This is a genomic window from Mesobacillus sp. (assembly GCF_047739415.1).
GTDB lineage: Bacteria > Bacillota > Bacilli > Bacillales > Cytobacillaceae > Mesobacillus.
The window spans coordinates 39,047-62,392 of record NZ_JBIQOE010000271.1 but is presented as its reverse complement, the minus strand read 5'-3'; the positions used below and the strand labels follow the sequence as shown (position 1 = coordinate 62,392).

Below are 23,346 nucleotides of genomic sequence, written 5' to 3'. Positions count from 1 at the left end.
CAATTAACATTATGTGAAATAATTTTTCCCAATATAAAGGGAGAAGCTAAAAAGAGTGTTATATCCGATAAATTTAGGGTAAAGGGATACGATGATGATTTTTAGGTTTTTTCGTTACTTTACATAAGTAGTAAGTAAATGCTTTAAAAAAGCGACATTTTTATGAAAGAAAGGATGCAGGATCATATGAGTGAATTGGATTTGTCCAAATTTGAAAAAAGAATGATCATCCGCAATACAAAGCAAGAGGATATTGATGGGATTATCAAAATGCAGAACAGCTGCTTTCCTGGTATGGAGCCATGGAAGCCGGATCAGCTGGAAAGCCATCTTGAAATCTTTCCAGAAGGCCAATTTGTCGCTGAATATGATGGGAGAGTGGTTGGTTCCTGCTCTAGTCTGATTATTAACTTTGATGAATATGATGATCGCCACAGCTGGGACGATGTCACAGATGGAGGCTATATTACCAACCACAATCCAGAGGGCTATAACTTATATGGAATTGAAGTCATGACTCATCCTGAATTCAGGAGGATGAAGGTTGGCTACCGTTTGTACGAAGCAAGGAAGGATCTCGCAAGGCAGATGAACTTGAAAAGTATCATCATCGGTGGCAGGATCCCGAATTACCATCTTCACGCGGAAGAAATGTCACCTCGTGAATATGTGCGGCAAGTCGCATCGCATAAGATATATGATCCAGTTCTTTCATTCCAGTTGAGGAATGACTTCACGCTGATGAGGATTAACCCCAACTATTTGCCGGATGACCTCCAGTCGAATAAGTACGCTACCTTAATGGAATGGAATAATGTTGACTACCAGCCTAAGTCAAAGCGGTTTTATAAAACAAGCAACCCTGTCCGTATTTGCGTTGTCCAGTATATGATGAGAAAAATCAAATCATTTGAAGATTTGGCTCACCAGGTTGAATACTTTACGGATGTTGCTGCGGATGCTGGCTCAGATTTTGCGGTATTCCCGGAAATCTTCACGACACAGCTTATGTCCTTCATGGATGAGAAATCACCATCGCTCGCTGTGCGCAGGGTGACAGAATATACAGAGCAGTACATCGAGCTTTTTACCGATCTTGCTGTCCGCTATAATGTCAACATTATTGGCGGTTCACATTTGGTAAAAGAAGAAGATGACGAAATTTACAATATCTCTTACTTGTTCCGCCGCGATGGAACGATTGATAAACAATATAAGCTTCATATCACGCCAAATGAGCGCAGGTGGTGGGGCATCAGCCGCGGCGATGAGTTGAAGGTGTTCGATACAGACTGCGGCAAAATCGCAATCCAGATTTGTTATGATATCGAATTCCCGGAGCTCGCGAGGATTGCCACTGATATGGGAGCTAAAATCATTTTCACACCGTTTTGTACGGAGGATCGCCAGGGTTACCTGCGGGTACGTTACTGCGCCCAGGCGAGAGCGGTCGAGAACCAGGTCTACACTGTCATTTCGGGTACGGTTGGAAACCTGCCACAAACAGAAAACATGGATATCCAATATGCCCAGTCCGGAATATTCGCACCATCTGATTTTGAATTTGCCAGGGACGGAATTGTCGGCGAGACGAACCCGAATATCGAAATGGTTATGATTGGCGATGTCGACCTGGAAATTCTGCGACGTCAGCGCCAGGACGGCACAGTCCGCCAGCTGAAAGACCGCAGGCATGATATTTATCGAATTCAGTATAAGAAGTAGAAGCAAGATAAGTTGCAGCACCTGTGGAAAAAGAGCTGGATTCCCCAGGTGTTTTCAAATGTATTGGAATTGGCTGAGGTCACATTTTCCGATTTGCTCTCGGCCCCTGAAAATTCCAGAGAGCGGAAAAAGAGGTCGCCAATAAGGCCGATTGGCGCCCTAAAATCTTTGGTACCGGAAAAAGAGGGCACCAATAAAGCGTATTGGCGCCCTAAAATCCCGGAAACCAAAAAAAGAGGTCACCAATAAAGGCGTATTGATGCCCTAAAATCCCGGAAACCGGAAAAAGAGGTCACCAATAAGGCGTATTGATGCCCTAAAATCCCGGAAACCAAAAAAAAGAGGTCACCAATAGGAGTGATTTGCGCTCAAAAATCGTCGGCTTTATTAGAGATAGGAAATATAGAGATTGCAAGAAGACATTAATTCAACAATTTAAAAATTCGAAAACAAATTGACAAGTTAGCATTAAAGTTATCAATCCGACTCTATCTTGTTTTATAATTAGCTGTAAGTTTCAAATCATATTTACGGGAGGTCATTTGATGGATTGGAAAAAGACAGCGGAGAAATGGCTTGGTTTTGCCGGATTGGATCCGGAGCTTAAAACTGAGCTTGACTCATTTAAAGAAAACGAAAAGCATTTAGAAGAGGTTTTTTATAAAAACCTGGAATTCGGCACTGGTGGAATGCGCGGTGAAATTGGCGCTGGTACCAACAGGATGAACTTATACACTGTCCGCAAGGCATCGGCCGGCCTGGCAGCATACATAGAAGAACAAGGGACTGAAGCGAAACAGCGTGGCGTGGCGATTGCCTATGATTCTCGCCATAAATCACCTGAATTCGCAATGGAGGCTGCAAAAACATTAGCGACGCGCGGAATCCAGACATATGTTTTTGAAGAACTCCGGCCTACTCCGGAGCTGTCATTCGCGGTCCGCCACTTGCACGCTTATGCAGGAATCGTCATAACCGCAAGTCACAATCCGCCAGAATATAATGGCTATAAGGTATATGGTCCAGATGGCGGCCAGCTTCCTCCAGATAGTGCTGATGAAGTGATCGCCAAGGTAAATGAAATTGAAAATGAACTATCCATCGAGGTAATGGACGAGCAAGAGTTGAAGGAAAAAGGCTTGATCAAGATGATTGGATCTGAAGTGGATCGCGCTTATCTCGAGAAACTGATGACGATTTCCGAAAATCCGACGCTGGCAGATGAAGCAGATGTAAAAGTGGTTTTCACACCGTTGCATGGTACTGCCAATAGGCCGGTGCGCGATATCCTGACAAATCTGAAATACCAGAATGTCACAATAGTAAAGGAACAGGAGCTCCCTGATCCTGAGTTTTCTACCGTAAAAAGCCCGAATCCAGAAGAGAATGCTGCATTTGAACTGGCAATCCGTGAAGGAAAGAAAATTGATGCGGATGTGCTGATTGCCACAGATCCGGACGCTGACCGTCTTGGAATTGCAGTAAAAGATCCAGATGGGGAGTATGTTGTCTTGACAGGAAACCAGACGGGAGCACTGCTGCTCCACTATATCCTGACGCAAAAGCAAGAGAAAGAAACCTTACCAGCGAATGGAGCCGTGTTCAAAACAATCGTCACATCCGAACTTGGCCGCAAAATCGCTTCGTCTTTCGGAATCGATACAATCGATGTCCTGACAGGCTTCAAGTTCATAGCTGAAAAAATTAAACAATATGAAGACTCAGGAGAGTATAAATTCCTGTTTGGTTATGAAGAAAGCTATGGTTACTTAATCGGCGACTTCGCCCGGGATAAAGATGCAGTCCAGGCGGCAATGCTAGCTGTCGAGGTTTGTGCATATTACAAAAAGAAGGGCATGTCCTTATACGAAGCGCTTCTTAGTGTATTTGAAGAGTATGGTTACTACCAGGAAGGACTTCGTTCCCTGACGTTAAAAGGAAAAGAAGGGGCGGAATTGATTCAGAAGACACTTGGAGTATTCCGCCAGGAGCCGCTTAAGCAACTTGGTGAATTGAAAGTAACAGCAGTGGAAGATTATTTAACAAGTGTACGAGTGAATGAAAACAACGAGGAAGAAAAAATCCAGCTTCCTTCTTCAAACGTCATCAAATACTATCTTGAGGATGGCACATGGGTGTGCCTTCGCCCATCTGGAACTGAACCGAAAATCAAGTTTTATTTTGGTGTGAACGATAAGAGCCTGGCTGAAAGCAAGCAGAAACTCCAAAAGATCGAACAGGATTTCATGGAGGTAGTTGAAAAGAAAATGGAAGCAGCAAAGAACCTGTAAATCAACTAAGAGAAACAGCTGAAAGGAAGTAATCACATTGTTAAAAGAACAAGTCGCAATCGTCACAGGTGCATCAAGAGGAATCGGCAAGGAAATCGCCGTGAAATTGGCTGAACAGGGAATGAAACTTGCGGTTGCAGGAAGCTCTGAAGAAATCAACAAAACTGCGGAAGAGTTGAAGCAGAAAGGTTTTTCTGATGTCATTGCGGTCCAGACTGATGTCAGCGAGGAGCAGCAGGTGAAAAACCTCGTTGAAAAAACGGTGGAAACATTCGGCCAGGTTGACGTACTTGTCAATAATGCGGGTATCGGCTTTTTCAAACTCGCCGAGGAAGTATCGGTTGAAGAATGGAAAAAGCTATTCGAAGTGAATGTTCAGGGTGTATTCCTTGGTGCGAAAGCCGTACTGCCTCATATGAAAGAACGTAAATCAGGCACAATTATCACGATATCTTCGGATGTGGGCAGATATACGATTCCAAACGGAAGCGCATATACAGCTTCGAAGTATGCTGTCCAGGGATTCAGCGGAGCACTTGCACAGGAAGTCAGAGAATACGGAATTCGTGTTGGGACCATCAATCCGGGAATGGTTGATACTTATTTCGCAGACTCAAAACAAGGTCTTCCAGAGAAGCATGACTGGTTGAAGGTGGAGGACATCGCGAATGCGGTTGTCTATATGGCATCCGCTCCGAAACATATGCTGATTGATGAAATCGTCATCCATCCGCTTGTCCAGAATTACCCGATTGCTTAATGACAGACAGAGTCCGAAGAGGGAATTCCCTCTTCGGACTTTTTCGTTTCGTAAACTCGCATCGGAACCAAAGGATCTCAATAGATAAGAAATAGTCATCAGGGTACGACTTTTGGCCGAGAAAGAATTCAGACTTTTTTCGAAAGCGGAATTTTCCGATTAGAGATATAATATATGAAAATGGGGGGATTGGATGGCTGGGGATAAAGCGAATTCAGATGTCGGCATTTTAAAGGAAATCGCTGAACTATTGAACGAGGGCACAGAGCTTAATCGTATTCTGGCAGAGGTATTGAGAAGGCTGCTACATATAACAGGTCTCGAGGCGGGCTGGATTTTTCTGATTGACGCTCAGGGCGACTATCATCTGGCTGCAAAGGTTGAGTTGCCTCCTGCATTATCCATGGACGATTTTGCTCCTATGTGCGAGGGTGGCTGCTGGTGTGTCGACCGCTATAATGATGGAAGATTAAATAAAGCGACGAACATCTTTGAATGTAAAAGGCTTGAGGATGCAATCAACAATAACACAGGCGAAACGAATGGTTTGACCCACCATGCGACTGTTCCGTTAAGAGCAGGAGATGAAAAGTTCGGAATCATGAATGTAGGCTCACCACATAAAACCCACTTCAAAAAGGATGAACTCGCCTTGCTTGAGGCAATTGCATTCCAGATTGGAACGGCAATAAAAAGGATAAGGCTTGCCCAGCAGGAGCAGGAGCTTGCACTGGCTGCAGAGCGGAACCGCCTGGCAAGGGATTTGCATGATTCAGTGAACCAGCTACTTTTTTCACTGAGTTTGACGGCAAGTGCTGGCACAGAAATGGCGGATACTCCGGAACTGAAAGATACTTTTTCGTATATACAGGATCTGGCGCAGGAAGCTCAAGGAGAGATGAGGGCGCTGATCTGGCAATTGCGCCCCCGTGGTCTTGAGAACGGGATCATCTGCGCGCTTTCGGGTTATGCAGAGATGCTGGTTTTGCCACTTGAAACGAAGGTAATTGGTGTTTCAAGCCTTCCAGGGAAAGTGGAAGAAGCTCTTTGGAGAATCGGGCAGGAAGCGCTGGCCAATTGTAAAAAACATTCCCAGGCCGAACTTGTTCACTTAACACTGGAAACCTCCAGTGGACTAGCAGAAATGACGATTCAGGATAATGGAGCAGGTTTTAATTTTAATCCGGAAAAGGAACTTCCATCGCTTGGATTGAAAAGCATGCAAATGCGGGCTTACTCGCTCGGGGGTAAGCTTCAAATTCTCAGTAAACCTGGAGAAGGAACGTTGATTATTGTAAGGATCCCGATATGATCAAAGGGGGGATGGGAATGAAAATTAAAATCCTGATTGCGGATGATCACCATGTCGTTAGAAGAGGGTTGGTTTTTTTCCTTAGGACACAGGAACAAATAGAGATTGTCGGGGAAGCAGGTAATGGCAAGGAAGCTGTAGAGCTTGCGAGGACATTGAACCCGGACATTATTTTAATGGATTTAATCATGCCAGTTATGAACGGAATTGAGGCGACCAAGATTATCAAAGCAGAGAATCCGGATATCAAAATCATGATGCTGACCAGCTTTTCGGACCAGGAACATGTGATCCCAGCCATCGAGGCAGGTGCATCGGGCTATCAGCTTAAAGATATCCAGCCAGACGAACTGGTAAAAGCAATTTTCAGGATCATGGATGGTGAAAATCAGCTGCATCCAAAAGCAACATCACTTGTTTTAAAGCATTTATCCGGCAATAACCGCCATGAAAGAAAACTGCTTGATGAGCTTACAAGGCGCGAGCTCGAGGTGCTGAAAGAAATAGCCAGCGGCAAAAGCAATAAAGAAATTGCAGCTTCATTGTATATAACGGAAAAAACAGTTAAGACCCATGTTTCCAATGTCCTGGCAAAATTGGAATTGGCAGATCGGACTCAGGCAGCATTATATGCTGTCCGGAATCGCCTAGTAGACCAGGAACCGCCATCCGCATGAAAAAGATTAACCATTAATTAACAATGTGAAACAGCATAAAAAATAACAAACACGGCACCTTAATATAGGTAGCCGTGTTATTTTTTTGGTGGAATTCTCTTGTTAAATCGAGCCGGTTACAGCGGTTTCCAGGTAGTCATCGCCGGCGGCTTCGTTTGCATGGTCGATATATCTGAGCAGGGAATACAGGCGTTTTTCAATAACAGCATAATCTTTTTCAAAGTTGTAAGCGTGGAGAAATTGTTCAATCTTTTTAGCCAGGAACTGGTCCTCTGTCCTGACCATAAGGATGAGCAGGTTATCCCATTGGGATCGGTGCGTGTAATATAAAGCACGATCGTAATCCGTTTTGTTCATATCCAATCCTCCTTATGAGGAGTTGATAATATTATATGGAGTTGACACCGGAACTTCCTCAGAAAATGTTGGACGACCTTGTTTACTGGGGTTTTCAAGTTTTACCTGTATAATTGGGCATTCAAATGAACATAGAATGACTACATATCGAAGTTGAATACAAAGCTGAGCAGCTTAAAGGAGTGTGTGATGAAAAAGTATTTTTTCGCCAAAACTGTTTCTTTGATTTTGTTAATGGGAATCCAAATAGCGGATATTAATACTCAAAGTCCTGATTACGAAAAGTATGGGAAGATAGCTACTGAGGTAATCAAGGAAGATTTTCCCGATGAGACAATCCGGAATTATAAGTATATGGGCAGGAAGCAGATAGACGATCGCCAGGTACTTGATTCATTTCAATACAAGGTCAGTATTAATAAAAAACCGGTTATTATCACTGTGCAAGTCGCCCATGATGTGAAAAATGACAGGTTATTGAGCCTTTCTGTTACCGAACAACTGCAGCAGTAAAGTTTCTAACCTGTTCATCTTTCTCCTTTTTTTCTCATACATTGTTGTAAGAGGTGAAAGGGGGAGAGATGGTGTCGGAAGATCAAAAGTCACTGGAATATGCCATTTCTGAAATTACCGAAATCGCTAAAGGTTTTGGGCTGGACTTTTATCCGATGAGGTATGAAATATGTCCTGCAGAAATCATCTATACATTTGGTGCCTATGGAATGCCAACGAGATTTTCTCATTGGAGCTTTGGGAAGCAATTTCATAAAATGAAGCTTCACTATGATTTAGGCCTCTCTAAAATTTATGAATTGGTTATCAATTCAAATCCTTGTTATGCCTTCTTGTTGGATTCAAATTCACTGATCCAGAACAAGCTAATTGTTGCCCATGTCCTTGCTCATTGTGATTTCTTTAAAAATAATGTTCGTTTCCAGAATACGAAACGTGACATGGTCGAAAGCATGGCAGCAACGGCAGAGAGAATCCGTAAATATGAAATTCAGCATGGAAAACAAAAGGTTGAATCATTCCTCGATGCGGTATTAGCAATTGAAGAGCATATCGATCCTTCGTTGATGAGGCCGAAGCTTGCGTGGTCAATGGAAGACGAGGTCGAGGAAGAAGAACCAATTTCAGCAGCAACTCCATACGATGATCTTTGGAACCTTGACTCTAAAAAGACAGAGTCAAAAGATAATAATAAGAAAAAGAAATTTCCGCCGCGCCCTGAGAAAGATTTATTATTGTTCATTGAAAGTTATAGCCGCGAGCTGGATGATTGGCAGAGGGATATCCTGACCATGATGCGGGAAGAAATGCTCTATTTTTGGCCGCAGCTTGAGACAAAAATTATGAATGAAGGCTGGGCTTCTTATTGGCATCAACGGATTCTTCGGGAAATGGACCTGACGAGTGGTGAATCAATCGAGTTTGCAAAATTAAATGCCGGGGTCGTGCAGCCATCTAAAACAGGGATCAATCCATATTATTTAGGAATCAAAATTTTTGAAGATATCGAAGAACGTTATGATAACCCGACTGAGGAAATGAAACGCCGTGGAGTAAAACCAGGGTCAGGCCGGGAAAAAATGTTTGAAGTACGTGAAATTGAATCAGATATTTCATTTTTACGCAATTACTTGACTAAGGATCTGGTCATGCGTGAAGATATGTATCTTTTCCAAAAGCAGGGACGAGAATACAAAGTCGTTGATAAAGCGTGGGAACAAGTCCGCGACCAGCTAGTCAGCATGCGAGTCAATGGCGGATTTCCATATTTGACCGTGACGGACGGCGATTACTTGAAGAATGGAGAGTTGTATATAACTCACGGCTTCGAAGGCATCGAGCTGGACATTAAATACCTGGAAAAAGTACTACCGTATATCCATCAGCTTTGGGGCCGGAAATGCCATATCGAGACGATCGTAGAGAACAGGACGATGCTGTACACCTATGATGGGAAAGGAATCCATCGCAAGTATTTATAAGGAAAACACAAAACCGCTGATTTTCAGCGGTTAATTTTTTTGGGTGCAATAATAATAAGGTATTTAATTTATAGACAAGCTTTTCATTGAACCAATTTCTCAAATGAGTCATAATTATATATATGAGCATATAATCATATATAAAGACAGGAGGGGAACACATATGGGGCATAATCATTCACACGGCCATAGCCACAGCCATAGTCATACAAACAATAAAAAGGCTTTATTTTGGGCTTTTCTCATAATCGCCACTTTCATGGTTGTAGAGGTGATCGGCGGGGTAATCACAAATAGCCTTGCACTGCTTTCAGATGCAGGCCATATGCTGAGTGATGCAGCTGCGCTTGGGTTGAGTTTGTTCGCGATGAAGCTTGGTGAAAGAAAAGCTACTCAATCAAAGACGTTCGGCTTCAAACGATTTGAAATCATTGCAGCTGCTTTAAACGGTCTAACGCTAATTATCATCTCGATTTATATTTTTGTTGAAGCTTACCAACGTTTTACGGATCCCCCAGAAGTACAAAGCATGGGAATGCTGACGATTTCGGTGATCGGATTAATTGTCAATATCATCGCCGCATGGATACTGATGAGTGGAGACAAAGATGAGAACTTGAATGTAAGAAGCGCTTTCCTTCATGTGCTGGGAGATATGCTTGGCTCGGTTGGCGCAATTACAGCAGCATTGCTGATCTACTTTTTTGGCTGGGGACTTGCAGATCCCATTGCAAGCGTCGCAGTTGCGATTCTGATCATCATCAGCGGCTGGCGAGTAACAAAGGAGAGCTTCCATGTATTGATGGAAGGCAAGCCTGAGCAGATCGAATTGAATGAAGTGAAGGATGAAATAATGAAAATTCCTGAAGTAAAAGATGTACATGATGTACACGTTTGGTCAATCACTTCAGGTGTTCTAATGCTTAGCGGACATATTGCAGTTGAAGGGGAAGGAGCACATGATCGCGTACTCCACAAAGCACAAAGGCTGTTGCACGACCGCTTTGGAATTGATCATAGTACCCTTCAGGTAGAAGGGGAGGAGCATGGTTGCCCATGCGCGCATGGGCCTTGCAATTGATCCAGTGTTCCATCAAGGGGGATATTCTCAAAATACCTACAAAGATGCCAGCCAATATTGATGGGAAATCCCATCAATGATGGCTGGCATGTTCTATGCTTTGCTTTAACAGGTCAATGACGTGTTCGTCATCATGCTTGTAATAAAGCGATGTACCCTCTCTCCTGAATTTGACGAGCCTGAGGTTTTTAAGGAATCGCAATTGGTGTGAAACGGTTGATTGCAGCAATGAGAGTTTTTCCGCTATTTCATTGACCGAATGTTCCCCCTGGAACAGAAGATGGAGGATCCTGAGCCGTGTCGGATCTGAAAGTGCTTTGAAGGTCTGTGAAACGATGAATAAAGTTTCCTCATCAAGCTCCATTTCAGGAGAGTTATTTTTCTTTTCTTCCAAGTTAATCAGCCTCCTGCTTATATTATAACTTATGGAAGAGATATCACGGCTGCAAAATCAACCGTGATATTTATGTTGCATATAATTCGATCAATGTCTCTTGCGCTTTCACCTGGACAGTCATAAACCACCTCACATTAGGATGAATAACTATTCCCGATAAGGAGGAAACATAAAGCATGCAGATAGTGGATGGTAGATGAGCAAATGAAGGGGAGCCACCGAGATTCGATGATAAACTTTAGGTGAAGGAATTGGAAGGTAGGTAAAGAGATGGACGAGAATAAAACGCTTGAATCAAAATATATCCAGCAGCACCTTGCGAATGAGCGGACATACTTGGCCTGGGTACGAACATCAATCGCAATAATCGGAATTGGTTTTTTGGCATCAAGTCTCCATTTCAATAATATTAGATCTGTAAGCCAGGCTGCAGATACCATCGCTGTATTTGTAAGTATATTCTCATTGCTGATTGGGTTAATGATCCTGTTCTTTGCGACTACGCATTATTTTTCGGTACGGAAAAATATTAACAGCCAAACCTTCGAATCAGCGAGTAACCTGATAAAAATTTCTACAGGAATTATTTTTTTGATATTTATGTTACTTGGTATTTATTTAATCAGTATTCTGTTTTAATATCACATTCATACGAGAACTTCGTGTGAACTTCTGGACTGCGGGCACCTTAATGAATTTTCCCAGGGATTTTCGAATTTAGGTTAATGATCGTCAGTTGCCTGTGCTCTTCTTCTTTGGTTTTTTATGGGTAACGAGACCATCGTAATTGGTGATATAAAGCTCCAGGCAATGAGCCTTCAAAAGCTGATAATAGTTCACCCTGTTTAATGGGTCATAAGGGAGCATTGGGTATTCATTATGCTCCTTAACATAAAGATCTACTGCTTTTTGTACTTTATCAATCGTTAGGGCGAGATATTTTTCTTCTTCATCGAAAATATCGTATGTTTCCTTTGACATGTAAAAGTTTCGTGATGGAATGCCTTTCAGGATTGGGGCAAGTTGATCAACATCAATTCTGTTATCTTCCTTAACGAGAATTGTTCGGTAGACGCCTTTCGGCAGTTGTTCCGAGTATATGCGTACTGCTTTTTTTATTTCTTCAACGTTAGTCTCAATGATTGGCCAGGCTTTTTCGGTTTCCTTTGGTATTTTTTTCGTCCTGTCACTTAAAAGAATGTATACGCCTAAGCCTCCAACGGAACCTAAAACAGTCATATATGGGAATAAATCAAACACAAGGTCAATCAGATAACCGATGATTGGCCAGATGAATGCAACTGCGACTCTTAGGCCAGGTGTTCGTGGAAAAGTATATTTGAAATTTCTTCTGTCATGCTCCCTATCCATCCTAATCCTCTCCTTTCCAGGGCAGGATGTGCCCTTATTTCACAAAAATCCAATCACAAATGCGGCGATACATATTTGTAAAGCCTTATAAGCGGATTTGGGTTAAGAAATCTGTGGCTTTGCCGATATAAAAGTAAGATTCTGTGCTTTTTGAAAATGGCTCAACCTGGTGATTGAAGTAGGAACCGGGGAGGGATTAGAGAAAATGAGTTGCTTCTACTTATATTATATAAAATTTACCGTTAGATTGGTAATGAATGGTTTTGAAAATTGCGAAAATTCGACTCGGAACAAGTCAATTAGTGATGAATATTGTATAATATTTAAAAAGCTTCATTCTTTTCCCGGAAATTGTCATACGTAGACCGCTAGTCCACGAAAGCAAATAAACCAGACAGAAACGAGGGGCAGGATGAATATTCCCCATATGTACATATTTGACTTTAATAATATAGCTCTGACTGTCGTTTTTTTAATCATTTCGTCAATTATGGCGGTTGAATTCAGCAGGCAAATCAAAAAGGCAATTGATAGAAAAAAACGTAAAATGGTCCTTTATTCACTTCTTTTGGCTCTTACATTTTTGCTGACCCATCTGTTTGTTATTATTTCCGCAGGCGTCCCATTTTCGACGAGCAATTTTTATTTATTTTTTCTGTTATTCTTTGGTGTCTGTGGAGTTGGATCCTATGCAGCATTAAGCCTTGCGCAAAGGGAGATTGCGAACACATGGCAGTATATATCCACCAGTTTATTGATCGCAGCTAGTATCATGATGGCAGAGTATACTGCATTTTATATAATCTTCAGGGAAGCAATCGAGCTTCAGCCAATATTATCGGTGATGGCATTTTTGATGATATTGGTTACATCCTTCACGCTGATCAGATTTTTAATGCAGATTACAAACGAGGATATTTATGAGTTTGTCAAAAATTATAAATATACGGGGAGTGTCCTTGGGGGCATGGCTATGGGAGGCATTCCATATATCGTCTTGACTTCAATGATGGAGATTACGGATGGAAGCGGACTCCATTCGTTCCTGGCACCGTTCATTTATATGGCCGCCGCAAACTTATTATTCATGCTCGTTCCTGACCTGTTTGGCGAAAAGCTCATCATGAAGAATGTCCAATCCCATTTATCCTTGTTCAGCCATAACCCTGATTCTGTGTTCAGGGTTGACTTGCAGGGATATATTCTAAGTGTCAATAAAGAGGCAGTGGAACTGACAGGATACATGCCTAATGAATTAGCTGGACTCCATTTCATTGATCTGATTGGCGGAAGCGAGGAAGAAAAGAAAATCAGGAAATATTTCATGAAAGTTCTTAGCGGCGAGACAAAATTGATAGAAACCACCCTCAAAAGAGCTGATTCAACATATGCGGACGTGAGGATCACAGCAGTCAGGATCATCGTCAAAAATACAACAGTTGGTGTCTTTGGAATAGTCAGAGACATAACAGAACAGAAAAAAGCAGACAAGATGATTGAGTATCTGGCATATCATGATGAACTTACTAATTTGCCTAACAGACGGAATTTAGAGAAAGTGATGGCTTCACTGTTTATAAAGGATGAAGCGTTTTCGTTAATTTATCTTGATTTTGACCGGTTTAAAAGGATCAATGATACCTTCGGGCATTCGTTTGGTGATAAGATTTTGATGCAAATCGGAAAGAAGCTTTCAGAAGTTGTGCCGGAGGAATGCCTTGTTTCAAGAATTGGCGGAGATGAATTCGCGATTCTTGTTGCTGGAGGAAATAAGCCAGACAAGATCGCCAAGGAGATTGTGCGGGCATTTCAGTCACCGCTATTTGCCGAAGGCATGGAATTTTTGATTACGGCAAGTATTGGGATTTCCAAGTATCCAGAAGATACTAATAACCTTGAACTATTGCTGAAATATGCTGACATGGCGATGTATAAGGCGAAAGAAAACGGCGCTAACCACTTTCAGTTTTTTGACCAAAGCATGGTGGATCAGAACCTGAATAAGTTTGAGCTTGAGAATGAATTGCGGAACGCTATAAATAGTAACTCTCTCACCGTTTTTTATCAGCCTAAATACAATGCAACAACGAATGAAATAACCGGGGCTGAAGCGCTGGCAAGATGGAAGCATCCTCGCCATGGAATGATTCCTCCTGGTGTATTCATCCCGATTGCCGAGGAGGCGAATTTGATTGTCCCCCTCGAGAGATTAATCATCAGGCAGGTGTTCAGCCAGCTTGTCACATGGAAGAAACAGGGATTCGAGGTTCCTCGTACTTCAATCAATATCTCGATCATCCATTTTTACCAGGAGGATTTCGTGAAGTTCATGCATCATACTCTTAAGGAGTACGATCTTTATGGTGAATTGATTGAAATCGAAGTGACTGAGAGCATCATGATCAAGAAGGAAGACAGTATCAATTCACAGCTCCAGGCATTAAGGGAAATTGGAATTGAAGTCAGTATTGATGACTTTGGAACGGGATACAGTTCTTTGAGCTATTTAAGTAAACTATCAGTCGATCGGTTGAAAATTGACCAAAGCTTCATTTCACACTCCCAGGAAAACCGGGAAATCATATCAACGATTGTCTCAATGGCAACGAACCTGAAGTTAAAGGTCATTGCCGAGGGGGTTGAAACGGAATCGCAGATTGATCTGTTAAAATCACTGGGCTGCCAGGAGGTCCAAGGCTATTTCTACTCGCCGCCTCTGCCATCAAATGAATATGAAACAATGATGAACAAAGAGCTCCAAGAGACTTGACGACCTTCTTTGACTGACTGCACGGATTATGTTACTATTTCTATTATGAAAAGTCCTCTAGGGTTCCGCAGCTTTGCTGGACTGGTCCGAGAGAGGGCGCACAGGGATGCCTGTGTACACGGAGGGACAAAAACCCGGGAGATATCTTTGATATCTTCCGGGTTTTTTCAATTCAGCTCCAGTGCTTGTCGGAGCTAACCCAGGCGCTGCAGCTTTTTTATGGAGGGAGTTTAGAAGAATGGCTTGGTTTTATTTAGTTATTGCTGGTATATTTGAAGTCGTGTGGGCCATTGGCCTGAAATACACAGAAGGATTCACCAAGGCAGTACCATCGGTGATTACTCTGGTCGGAATGGCAATAAGCTTTTACTTTTTGTCTATGGCGGTTAAAACATTGCCGATTGGTACTGCATATGCAATCTGGACTGGAATTGGAGCAGCAGGTGCAGTCCTTCTCGGGATTGTCCTGTTTGACGAGCCACGTAACCTTTTAAGGCTGATGTTCGTAGCCTTCATTTTGGTCGGCATCATTGGACTAAAGGCAACATCAGGAAGCAATTAGTCATGTTCAAAAAGCAGACTCGCAAATGATTGCAGTCTGCTTTTTCATTTTCTATTTGCAAAATTATCCAAGGTGTATTATGATGCAGATAGATACCTTTTAATACTAGGTAGGTGATAGGATGTTTAATCGTGAACTTTTAAAAGGGAGCACGTCTCTAGTGCTGCTCCAGCTGTTGAACGAACGGGATATGTATGGTTACGAGCTTGTGAAAGAACTGGATAAGCGCAGTGACCATAGTCTGCAGGTAAAAGAAGGAACCCTGTATCCGGCATTGCATAAACTTGAAAAGCAGGAATACATTGAATTTTACTGGCAGGAGCAGGAAAAAGGCCCGGCCAGGAAATATTATCGGATCACTGAAGAAGGAAAAGAAGTGCTTATAGAGAAAACAGAAGAATGGCAGCAATTCGTCAATGTCATGAACAAAGTGATCAGGAGAACGAAAAATGATCCAGTTAAAGACTGACTTCCTCACCGAGCTTGGAAGGCATTTAGGGAAGCATCCAGACAAAGATCAAATTTTGGCTGAATACGACAGCCATATCACAGAAATGCTGGACGAATTTAACGGTAAACAAAGAGATAAGTCTGATATCAGCTCGGAAATTCATTCAAGACTCGGGACTCCGGAAGAAATTGCAGATAGCTGGCGTGAAGAATTATTAACGACACCAGTGAAAACGCAATGGGTTTTCATTTTGGCTAACCTGGTTCTCTTCGTTGGAGGCACAATCCTGACACTAGTACATAATCTTTTTGATTTCACTTTCATTGACATGGCGTGGAAAAGCCTCACATCGATACCTGCTGTGATCATTTTGCTTTATCTCTTCTTTTGGGCACTTCTTGGTTATGAGATAGGCAAAGGCTTTGGTCATAAAGGGAGAAGATTGATGAAAAAGACGTTCATCCTCTCCATACTTCCGAACATCATTCTTATGAACCTGACTTTGTTCAGGCTGATACCCCTTGACTGGTTCCAGCCGCTGTTGAGTCCGCCATTCATTATTATATGTATTCTTTTTACAGGGCTATTGTATCCTATTTGTTGGATTGGATATAGATGGGGGAAAAAGGCTTCCATCTAATTTTTTTAGTCTAGTACATAGAATTTCTATGTATATAGAATTGTAAAGTATTTTTTAGTTATATACCTAGTTATTCTAGGTGGAGGGAGAGAGTGAAAGTGAATTTTAAAATGAAAAAAGGAGACTGGATATTTTTCCTGGTCTGTCTTGCTTTAGGAATTTTAGCGGAAAGATCATTTTTGCATGGCATAATTGGATTGTCGTATCCTGTTTTTATTACTTGCTTTTATGGAGTGTTTTTCTGGAGGTATCGTTCATTTTCCTTTACGAATAAAAAACTGGGACTGCTGTTGATAGCTTCAATTTGGCTGCTGTCACTCAGCTTTTTCCTGAATTCGAATATGGTTTTATATATGTTGAACATCCTGGTGATTCCAGTGATGGTTCTCATACAACTTGTGCTTGTCACCTATCCGATACAGAATCAATGGCATAGATGGCCATTCGTCCAAAAGATCTTTTTAACAGTAGGAGCTGCGATTGCCTATGTGTTCAGGTTCATTATGTATGCTCCAAAATTGGCTGTCAGGGGACTTGAAGAAAGAAAGAGTGCAACGATTCGAAAAGTGTTGATTGGTGTGGCTATTTCATTCCCGCTGTTATTTGTCATCGTCAACCTGCTTGTCTCAGCTGACCAGCAGTTTGGAAACCTCTTAGGTACAATCCCGCGCTGGCTTTTGGCGTTGAAGATAGAAGAAGAGGTCTTGCGTACAATCGCAATTATCATTTATACATTGGTGATCTTTGGATTATTGCAGGTGCTGATGACTAAGCAGCCAATGCCTGCTGAAACACTGACGCAAAAAGAAAAGATGGCGTGGGATAGCGTGATCAGTCTGACAGTATTAACTTTATTGAATATCGTTTACTTGCTGTTCGTAATTGTTCAATTTCAGTACTTTTTCAGTGAAACATTGAAAGAAGGATATACGTATGCTGAATTTGCGCGCAGAGGATTCTTTGAACTGCTTTTTGTCACTTTGCTGAATTTACTGATCATCTCAACAATTGTTACCTATGTTGAAAAAAGTGCTAAATTTTTGACTCTGGTTATTCGCGGCCTTCTTTCACTACTCGTTTTCTTCAGCGGAGTCATGCTATATTCAGCTTTTATACGTCTGTTCATGTATGAAGAGGCTTACGGATTTACCTTTGCCAGAGTGCTGGCCCATTCTTTCATGATTTTCCTGCTGGTGATTTTATGCTATTCATTGATCAGGATATGGATGGATAGGCTATCGCTTGTACGTTTTTACATTATATCCGCAATCATTTTTTATACTCTGGTCAACACAATCCAGCTTGACCAATTTGTCGTCGAACGCAATTTAGAGCGCTACTCTGAAACCGGAAAAATAGATATTTACTATCTGAATTCGTTGTCCTATGAAGGAGTGGTGGGGCTGGTGGAACTTTATAAGCTTGATCCGGACCACCAAGGTCTCTCAGACTTGTTGATGCAAAGAAAGCAAGAAATACTCTATTCAGAAGAGAGTTGGAATTCCATAAATATGTCAAGAAGAAACGCTGAAGAAGCGTTAAAGAACTTAGATATAAAGTAGAGATGAAATATGGCGAAAATGAAAACAATAGTCCTTTTTGTTACCAGTTTTGTAACATATCGGTGTGGTTAATGATGATAAAATAACCTTAAGCCAAATAAAGGGGAGCCATGCAAAATGGAAGGGTTATCTGAAATCATTAATCTCTTAAAAGGTATCGAGAGTTCGATTGACTCGTTGAATAAAAGGACCGAAAACATAGAAAAAAGACTTGACCGTCTCGAGAAAGTCGATAGCATTGAACATCGCGTAACGTCGAACCAAATCGATATAACAGATATTAAAGACGCACTTGAAAGAATGGAAGAAGCGCAAAGCGCGAAAATCGAAAACATGTTAAAAGAAATATTGAGCAAGGCAGAAATGAAAAATAATACGGAATTCAGCACAATCCACAAACGCCTGGATTCACATTTGCTGAAATTAGGAAGAGTAGAGGAAGAAATTTTGATGGTCCAGCAGGAAAAATAGTTTATTGGGAGATTGCGATTCGCAGTCTCTTTTTTATGCCTAAATAACGAAGTATCCACAAAACTTTCATAAACTCACAACCCCTTTATTCATCAGGGGCTGACGCTCTTCATAGTCGAATTTGTTCAGCTGTTCACAAAAAATTACACTTTGCGGGACTAAGACGAAGTATCCGGGAGTTATCATTAAGGTGTAATCATACATTGCCTTTATTAGGCAGATTAATAGAGTATATTTTTACTTCGAGGTGAGTATTTTGAGATACGATTTAGTTCTTCTCCATGCGCCAAGTGTATATGATTTCCGGAAAAATGCGCTGTTGGCTGGTCCAATAAGTGACGTCGTTCCATCCTCTCCTGTATTTGAGATGTATCCTATCGGCCTGACAAGCATTGCAGAGTATTTAGAACGGCAAGGTTTGCGCGTTAAAATCATCAACATCGCGAATCGAATGCTAATGGATGAAAATTTTGATGTAGAAAAGAAATTGAAAAAGATTAAGACACGGGCTTTTGGTATAGACCTTCACTGGCTCCCGCACGCACATGGAAGTATTGAACTGGCGAAAATTGTGAAAAACCTTCATCCTGAAACTCCTATGGTTTTTGGCGGTTTATCAGCAACTTATTACCATAAAGAGCTAATAGAATATCCATTCATAGACTTTGTCATGCGGGGCGATTCAACCGAAAAATTGATGCTCCTTTTAATCAATAACTTGAAAAATGGAACCCACCATCTGGGCGGAATTCCAAACCTTACTTGGAAGGACGGAGACACTCCAGTTTACAACCCGTTAAGCCATGTTCCAGACAGCCTGGATGAATTTGATATTCCCGGCTATCGATATACAATCAAGTCGGTCTTCAAATATAAAAACTTCCTGGATCCACTGCCATATAACGGCTGGCTTCAATACCCTAATACGGCGATCCTCACGGCAAAAGGCTGTACCCAGGGATGCTTGATATGCGGCGGCTCGAAACAATCGTACAAGGATAACTGCAACCGAAAAGTCCTGGCTAAACGCTCGCCTGCGAAACTAGTTGAAGACATTCTTTTCATCCAGCGCTTCAGCAGGGCACCAATTTTCATTCTTCATGATATACGCCAGGCGGGTAAGGATTATGTGGATGAATTTTTTGAGAGGCTCAGCAACATCAATCTTAAGAATGAATTGGTATTTGAATTATTTCAATATGCAAACGAAGAGTTTTTTGCGAAAATTGAGAAGGTTGTACCGAAATACAGCGTTGAATTGACCTTGGAAACACATGATGAGAAGATTCGCCGTTATAACGGCAAATTCAACTGCACGAATGCAAAAGTGATAGAAACGCTGCAATATGCATTGAAGCATAGTTGCAAGAAGATTGATATTTTCTTCATGGTGGGCATACCGCATCAGGATTATCAAAGTGCCCTTGATAATGTCGGTTTTTGTGAGGAGATTCACAATGCGTGCGGCGGGGATAAACGACTATCATATTTTGTCGCTCCGCTTGCACCGTTCCTGGACCCGGCTAGCCCTGCATTTGAAAATCCTGAAAAATATGGCTATAAGAAGTTCTGCCATACAATTGAAGACCATAGAAAAGCAATCACCCAGCCATCATGGAAATACATGCTCAGCTTTGAAACAGATTATATGACCAGGGATGAAATTGTGAGATCAACCTATGAATCTGCCAGAAGCCTGAATGCCTTTAAACTGAAGTACGACCTTGTAGATAAAAAGACACATGATGAGGTGAATGAGAAAATCACAAAGTCACTTGAATATATAGAAAAAATCGATGAAATCGTTGCTCTTCCTGAACAGGAAAAAAATCAGCAACTGGCATTGCTTAGCAAGGAAATGGAAGAAGTGAACAAATACAGTATTTGCGGGAAGCATGAATTGAAATGGGAAGTAAAGAAGCATTATGCTGATGTCTTCTCGCTGACGGCAATCGGAATCGAGCTGTTGGTAGAAGACATCTTGATCAATGCAAAACAGAAATGGAATGCCTATAATAAAAGAGTTGGAGAAGCCTCTAAAAGCAGGACGTGAATTTAGAAAAGAGCCCATCAGGATATATTCTTGATGGGCTCTTTAGCATTTCCTATATTATAAATACTCCAGCTTATCCAAATAGATGTTTAGAATAGACCAAAATGTGAAAAATGTAAAGGACATATACAGATTAAAGAAAATAGTAAAGCGGGTGAAGAAATGTCGTCAATGGTTGAATTTTTAAAAAAAGGAAATAAATCTTCCGGGATTGCTGCAATTGGGAACACATTCCTTGCAATAATCAAAGGTGTCGCTGCTGGTATTAGCGGAAGCGGTACGATGCTCGCGACAACGCTTCATTCGGTTGCGGATGCATTGAATCAATTTTTTGTTTTCATCGGCAGTGCTATTTCGGAAAAAGAAGCGACAAAGCGATTTCCGACCGGGTTCGGCCGGGTCGTGAACTTGTTCGTACTGGTTGCGGTCATTATCATTTCGATCATGGCATATGAAACAGTCATCAAAGGATGGGAGCTGATTCAGCATCCTAAAGCTTCAAGTAACCTGTGGTTGAATGTGATCATCATGACAATCGCCGTTCTTGTGGATGGAGCAATCCTGATTAAAGCAATGAAGGAGATTGCTCACGAGACGAGAAGTGAAGCAAAGGGATTTGGAATCGTTGCAAACGCTTTTAAGAATGTCAGTCTGGCAGCACCGCCGACAAGATTGGTTTTCTATGAAGATTTGATTGCGACATTTGGTGCGCTTTTAGCATTATTTTCTATTGTCATGGCGCATGTAACAGGGTTTTACTTGCTTGATGGGATTGGAACATTGCTAATCGGCATCCTGCTAATAGGTATTGCCTTGAAGATTGGTTATGAGAATACAGTTGGATTGATTGGGGTCGCGGCTCCAAAGGTAGTTGAAAACAGGATTGCAACACTTATCTTATCTGATCCAGATGTGATTGATATCAATACATTAAGGATTGTCCAGGAAGGCAGGCAGTACCATGTCGAAAGCTATCTGGAACTACGCAAAGGACTGACACTCGCTGACGCTGATGATATAAAGTTCAGGGTCAGGGATAAAGTACTGACAGACCCGGACGTTGATGATGTTATTATGGGAATCATCGAAGCAGATGACGTCCAAACCTGGAAAGTATAAAACAAAGCCACAAAAAAACCAGGCAGAATTGACCTGCCTGGGTTTTGTTAAAGGATAAGAAAGTATAGATTCACACTTCGAGAATTGTCTAGCTCCAGCGCCTAGCCCCTCGAGTCGCTTGTCTAGCTGCGGCTCCTAACTCATCGAGACGTTTCGGTCCTGCCAATGAAGTCAAAGAGCCACTTCACTGTCAGGCCTCCAACGCTTGTCGGAGTCTCCAGTTTCTGCGTTTCTGGACAGTCGGCTATACATTTCTATTTCGGTCCTGCCAATGAAGTCAAAGAACGACTTCACTGTCAGGCCCTCCAGCGCTTGTCGGGGCTGACCAAGGCGCTTGTGCTTTTCTTATTATGAAACCACTTCAGTCTTATTCATAAAAAAATTATCTGCTGTCTTTTCGATCTCAGGTTGTTTCGTTACTTCGATATATTTGATGTGATGCTCTTCCATTTCGGTGATTTTGAAAAGGTAAGCTCCGAAGCTGACGACGTCGCCTTGCTTGACTTCGTAATTTTCGGTAAGCATCCAGCCACCTAATGTATCGACATCTTCATCGTTGATGTCAAGTGCCAGAAGTTCATTTACCTCACTGACAAGCAGTTTGGCATCGATGATATAATGGCTTTCTTGGATTTTGCGTATCATTGGCACTTCATCCATATCGAACTCGTCACGAATTTCTCCTACAATTTCTTCAAGGATATCTTCTACTGTCACAAGCCCGGAAGTTCCGCCGTATTCGTCCATCAAGATTGCCATGTGAATGCGTTCTTTTTGCATTTTCACAAGCAAGTCATGGATTGGAATGCTGTCGATGACGCGGATGATTGGACGAATATATGAATCTAGCGCTTTTTTGCTATGTCCTTGTTCATTGATCAGATCAGTCATTACTTCTTTTATATTGACTAAACCGACAATATGGTCCTTGTCTCCGTCAATGACAGGATACCGGGTGAATTTCTCTTCCTTCACAATCTGGAGAAAACTCTCCAGTGAATCCTCTTTTGACAACGAAATGATTTCCGTGCGGGGCACCATAATTTCCTTGGCGATCCGGTTGTCAAATTCGAATATTTTATTTACATACTTAAACTCTGACTGGTTGATTTCGCCACTTTTAAAGCTCTCAGACAGAATAATGCGAAGTTCTTCCTCAGAATGGGCCAAATCATGCTCAGAGGCAGGCTTAAGGCCGACAAGACCGGTAGCAAGACGGGCAGATCCGTTCAACAGCCAGATGAATGGATACATGATCTTGTAAAACAAAATCAGCGGACCAGCTGTATTCAGCGATACCCACTCCGCTTTTTGGATCGCTAATGTCTTAGGGGCCAATTCCCCAATTACGACATGCAGGAATGTGATGGTCGTGAATGCAATTCCAACTGACAAGACATCTCCGAAGGATTCCGGAATATCCAGGCTGGTGAATAACGGTTTTAGCAAATCAGCAATTGCCGGCTTTCCAAGCCAGCCAATACCAAGTGCAGTAATCGTAATCCCGAGCTGGCAGGCAGAAAGGTACTCATCCAGATTGGAAATGACTCTTTTTGCGAGCACAGCTTTTTTGCTGCCTTCCTCTATTAATTGGTCGATTCTGGAACTCCTCACTTTAACTATCGCAAATTCTGAAACGACGAAAAATGCCGTTAAAGCAATTAAAATGGCTATCCAAACCAAGTTAAATATGTCCAAATAAGTTCCCTTAGCCCGCGGGTATGCGGGTAAGGAGTCACCTCCCAGTAAACTC

22 protein-coding genes and 1 riboswitch are annotated in these 23,346 nt (G+C 41.9%); of the genes, 17 read left to right on the top strand and 5 right to left on the bottom strand.

Features of this window, described 5'->3' with window-relative positions; translation table 11 throughout:
* Positions 1 to 186 precede the first annotated feature (186 nt).
* From ACH0QE_RS21400 to ACH0QE_RS21380, 5 genes are all read left to right on the top strand, one after another.
* The gene (locus ACH0QE_RS21400) at positions 187 to 1,725 is read left to right on the top strand and encodes a GNAT family N-acetyltransferase (RefSeq protein ID WP_415802505.1); all 1,539 of its coding nucleotides are present in this window, start codon (positions 187 to 189) and stop codon (positions 1,723 to 1,725) included.
* Between the two features lie 545 nt (positions 1,726 to 2,270).
* Positions 2,271 to 4,016, top strand: a complete 1,746-nt coding sequence (locus ACH0QE_RS21395; protein WP_415802504.1) for a phospho-sugar mutase — start codon at positions 2,271 to 2,273, stop codon at positions 4,014 to 4,016.
* 37 nt (positions 4,017 to 4,053) lie between these two features.
* A complete protein-coding gene (locus ACH0QE_RS21390; protein ID WP_415802503.1) occupies positions 4,054 to 4,776 on the top strand; it encodes an SDR family oxidoreductase in 723 nt (240 codons plus the stop codon).
* Positions 4,777 to 4,969: 193 nt separating this feature from the next.
* The gene (locus ACH0QE_RS21385) at positions 4,970 to 6,088 is read left to right on the top strand and encodes a GAF domain-containing sensor histidine kinase (protein WP_415802502.1); all 1,119 of its coding nucleotides are present in this window, start codon (positions 4,970 to 4,972) and stop codon (positions 6,086 to 6,088) included.
* A gap of 17 nt (positions 6,089 to 6,105) precedes the next feature.
* Positions 6,106 to 6,765: a response regulator gene (locus ACH0QE_RS21380; RefSeq protein WP_415802501.1), complete on the top strand. Its 660-nt coding sequence runs from the start codon at positions 6,106 to 6,108 to the stop codon at positions 6,763 to 6,765.
* A gap of 102 nt (positions 6,766 to 6,867) precedes the next feature.
* Here ACH0QE_RS21380 and ACH0QE_RS21375 read toward each other — a convergent pair whose 3' ends face one another.
* Positions 6,868 to 7,122, bottom strand: coding sequence for a YhdB family protein (locus ACH0QE_RS21375; RefSeq protein ID WP_415802500.1), 255 nt, complete (start codon positions 7,120 to 7,122; stop codon positions 6,868 to 6,870).
* A gap of 189 nt (positions 7,123 to 7,311) precedes the next feature.
* On the opposite strand from ACH0QE_RS21375, the gene ACH0QE_RS21370 reads away from it, so the two are divergent.
* The 3 genes from ACH0QE_RS21370 (at position 7,312) to ACH0QE_RS21360 (ending at position 10,197) form a co-directional block, all read left to right on the top strand.
* Positions 7,312 to 7,635 carry a DUF3889 domain-containing protein gene (locus ACH0QE_RS21370; RefSeq protein WP_415802499.1) on the top strand — a complete coding sequence of 108 codons (324 nt, stop codon included), beginning with the start codon at positions 7,312 to 7,314 and terminating at the stop codon, positions 7,633 to 7,635.
* A gap of 68 nt (positions 7,636 to 7,703) precedes the next feature.
* Positions 7,704 to 9,116, top strand: coding sequence for a SpoVR family protein (locus ACH0QE_RS21365; protein WP_415802498.1), 1,413 nt, complete (start codon positions 7,704 to 7,706; stop codon positions 9,114 to 9,116).
* Between the two features lie 163 nt (positions 9,117 to 9,279).
* The gene (locus ACH0QE_RS21360) at positions 9,280 to 10,197 is read left to right on the top strand and encodes a cation diffusion facilitator family transporter (protein WP_415802497.1); all 918 of its coding nucleotides are present in this window, start codon (positions 9,280 to 9,282) and stop codon (positions 10,195 to 10,197) included.
* A gap of 73 nt (positions 10,198 to 10,270) precedes the next feature.
* On the opposite strand, the gene ACH0QE_RS21355 is transcribed toward ACH0QE_RS21360, so the two are convergent.
* A complete protein-coding gene (locus ACH0QE_RS21355) occupies positions 10,271 to 10,561 on the bottom strand; it encodes an ArsR/SmtB family transcription factor (RefSeq protein WP_415802508.1) in 291 nt (96 codons plus the stop codon).
* A 303-nt stretch (positions 10,562 to 10,864) separates the two neighbouring features.
* Here ACH0QE_RS21355 and ACH0QE_RS21350 point away from each other — a divergent pair, with 303 nt between their 5' ends.
* Positions 10,865 to 11,233: a YidH family protein gene (locus ACH0QE_RS21350; protein WP_415802496.1), complete on the top strand. Its 369-nt coding sequence runs from the start codon at positions 10,865 to 10,867 to the stop codon at positions 11,231 to 11,233.
* A 93-nt stretch (positions 11,234 to 11,326) separates the two neighbouring features.
* Here ACH0QE_RS21350 and ACH0QE_RS21345 read toward each other — a convergent pair whose 3' ends face one another.
* On the bottom strand, positions 11,327 to 11,965 hold the full coding sequence (locus ACH0QE_RS21345; RefSeq protein ID WP_415802495.1) for a DUF3939 domain-containing protein: 639 nt from the start codon (positions 11,963 to 11,965) through the stop codon (positions 11,327 to 11,329).
* Positions 11,966 to 12,377: 412 nt separating this feature from the next.
* On the opposite strand from ACH0QE_RS21345, the gene ACH0QE_RS21340 reads away from it, so the two are divergent.
* From ACH0QE_RS21340 to ACH0QE_RS21305, 8 genes are all read left to right on the top strand, one after another.
* The gene (locus ACH0QE_RS21340; protein WP_415802494.1) at positions 12,378 to 14,735 is read left to right on the top strand and encodes a sensor domain-containing protein; all 2,358 of its coding nucleotides are present in this window, start codon (positions 12,378 to 12,380) and stop codon (positions 14,733 to 14,735) included.
* A gap of 46 nt (positions 14,736 to 14,781) precedes the next feature.
* Positions 14,782 to 14,878, top strand: a riboswitch (guanidine-I (ykkC/yxkD leader).
* Between the two features lie 95 nt (positions 14,879 to 14,973).
* Positions 14,974 to 15,297, top strand: coding sequence for a quaternary ammonium compound efflux SMR transporter SugE (gene sugE, locus ACH0QE_RS21335; protein WP_415802493.1), 324 nt, complete (start codon positions 14,974 to 14,976; stop codon positions 15,295 to 15,297).
* Between the two features lie 121 nt (positions 15,298 to 15,418).
* A complete protein-coding gene (locus tag ACH0QE_RS21330; RefSeq protein WP_213365599.1) occupies positions 15,419 to 15,766 on the top strand; it encodes a PadR family transcriptional regulator in 348 nt (115 codons plus the stop codon).
* The gene (locus ACH0QE_RS21325) at positions 15,747 to 16,388 is read left to right on the top strand and encodes an HAAS signaling domain-containing protein (protein ID WP_415802491.1); all 642 of its coding nucleotides are present in this window, start codon (positions 15,747 to 15,749) and stop codon (positions 16,386 to 16,388) included. Before ACH0QE_RS21330 ends, ACH0QE_RS21325 begins: the two co-directional genes overlap by 20 nt.
* Positions 16,389 to 16,480: 92 nt before the next feature.
* Entirely contained in the window at positions 16,481 to 17,950 is a 1,470-nt protein-coding gene (locus ACH0QE_RS21320; RefSeq protein WP_415802490.1) for a DUF4153 domain-containing protein, read from the top strand.
* 117 nt (positions 17,951 to 18,067) lie between these two features.
* A complete protein-coding gene (locus ACH0QE_RS21315; RefSeq protein ID WP_415802489.1) occupies positions 18,068 to 18,421 on the top strand; it encodes a hypothetical protein in 354 nt (117 codons plus the stop codon).
* A 256-nt stretch (positions 18,422 to 18,677) separates the two neighbouring features.
* Positions 18,678 to 20,474, top strand: a complete 1,797-nt coding sequence (locus tag ACH0QE_RS21310; RefSeq protein WP_415802487.1) for a TIGR04190 family B12-binding domain/radical SAM domain protein — start codon at positions 18,678 to 18,680, stop codon at positions 20,472 to 20,474.
* Positions 20,475 to 20,636: 162 nt separating this feature from the next.
* The gene (locus tag ACH0QE_RS21305) at positions 20,637 to 21,593 is read left to right on the top strand and encodes a cation diffusion facilitator family transporter (protein ID WP_415802486.1); all 957 of its coding nucleotides are present in this window, start codon (positions 20,637 to 20,639) and stop codon (positions 21,591 to 21,593) included.
* 171 nt (positions 21,594 to 21,764) lie between these two features.
* Here the strand turns inward: ACH0QE_RS21305 and ACH0QE_RS21300 are convergent, their stop codons facing one another.
* The gene (locus ACH0QE_RS21300; RefSeq protein ID WP_415802484.1) at positions 21,765 to 21,887 is read right to left on the bottom strand and encodes a hypothetical protein; all 123 of its coding nucleotides are present in this window, start codon (positions 21,885 to 21,887) and stop codon (positions 21,765 to 21,767) included.
* Between the two features lie 54 nt (positions 21,888 to 21,941).
* Complete coding sequence (locus ACH0QE_RS21295) at positions 21,942 to 23,291, bottom strand: hemolysin family protein (protein WP_415802483.1); 1,350 nt, start codon at positions 23,289 to 23,291, stop codon at positions 21,942 to 21,944.
* Positions 23,292 to 23,346: the final 55 nt, after the last annotated feature.

What these genes read in the sequence shown, in the direction of transcription:
- ACH0QE_RS21400 (WP_415802505.1), top strand. Translation starts at nt 187, where the DNA reads ATGAGTGAATTGGATTTGTCCAAATTTGAAAAAAGAATGATCATCCGC.
- ACH0QE_RS21395 (WP_415802504.1), top strand. Translation starts at nt 2,271, where the DNA reads ATGGATTGGAAAAAGACAGCGGAGAAATGGCTTGGTTTTGCCGGATTG.
- ACH0QE_RS21385 (WP_415802502.1), top strand. Translation starts at nt 4,970, where the DNA reads ATGGCTGGGGATAAAGCGAATTCAGATGTCGGCATTTTAAAGGAAATC.
- ACH0QE_RS21380 (WP_415802501.1), top strand. Translation starts at nt 6,106, where the DNA reads ATGAAAATTAAAATCCTGATTGCGGATGATCACCATGTCGTTAGAAGA.
- ACH0QE_RS21375 (WP_415802500.1), bottom strand. Translation starts at nt 7,122, where the DNA reads ATGAACAAAACGGATTACGATCGTGCTTTATATTACACGCACCGATCC.
- ACH0QE_RS21370 (WP_415802499.1), top strand. Translation starts at nt 7,312, where the DNA reads ATGAAAAAGTATTTTTTCGCCAAAACTGTTTCTTTGATTTTGTTAATG.
- ACH0QE_RS21365 (WP_415802498.1), top strand. Translation starts at nt 7,704, where the DNA reads ATGGTGTCGGAAGATCAAAAGTCACTGGAATATGCCATTTCTGAAATT.
- ACH0QE_RS21360 (WP_415802497.1), top strand. Translation starts at nt 9,280, where the DNA reads ATGGGGCATAATCATTCACACGGCCATAGCCACAGCCATAGTCATACA.
- ACH0QE_RS21355 (WP_415802508.1), bottom strand. Translation starts at nt 10,561, where the DNA reads ATGGAGCTTGATGAGGAAACTTTATTCATCGTTTCACAGACCTTCAAA.
- ACH0QE_RS21350 (WP_415802496.1), top strand. Translation starts at nt 10,865, where the DNA reads ATGGACGAGAATAAAACGCTTGAATCAAAATATATCCAGCAGCACCTT.
- ACH0QE_RS21345 (WP_415802495.1), bottom strand. Translation starts at nt 11,965, where the DNA reads ATGGATAGGGAGCATGACAGAAGAAATTTCAAATATACTTTTCCACGA.
- ACH0QE_RS21340 (WP_415802494.1), top strand. Translation starts at nt 12,378, where the DNA reads ATGAATATTCCCCATATGTACATATTTGACTTTAATAATATAGCTCTG.
- sugE (WP_415802493.1), top strand. Translation starts at nt 14,974, where the DNA reads ATGGCTTGGTTTTATTTAGTTATTGCTGGTATATTTGAAGTCGTGTGG.
- ACH0QE_RS21330 (WP_213365599.1), top strand. Translation starts at nt 15,419, where the DNA reads ATGTTTAATCGTGAACTTTTAAAAGGGAGCACGTCTCTAGTGCTGCTC.
- ACH0QE_RS21325 (WP_415802491.1), top strand. Translation starts at nt 15,747, where the DNA reads ATGATCCAGTTAAAGACTGACTTCCTCACCGAGCTTGGAAGGCATTTA.
- ACH0QE_RS21315 (WP_415802489.1), top strand. Translation starts at nt 18,068, where the DNA reads ATGGAAGGGTTATCTGAAATCATTAATCTCTTAAAAGGTATCGAGAGT.
- ACH0QE_RS21305 (WP_415802486.1), top strand. Translation starts at nt 20,637, where the DNA reads ATGTCGTCAATGGTTGAATTTTTAAAAAAAGGAAATAAATCTTCCGGG.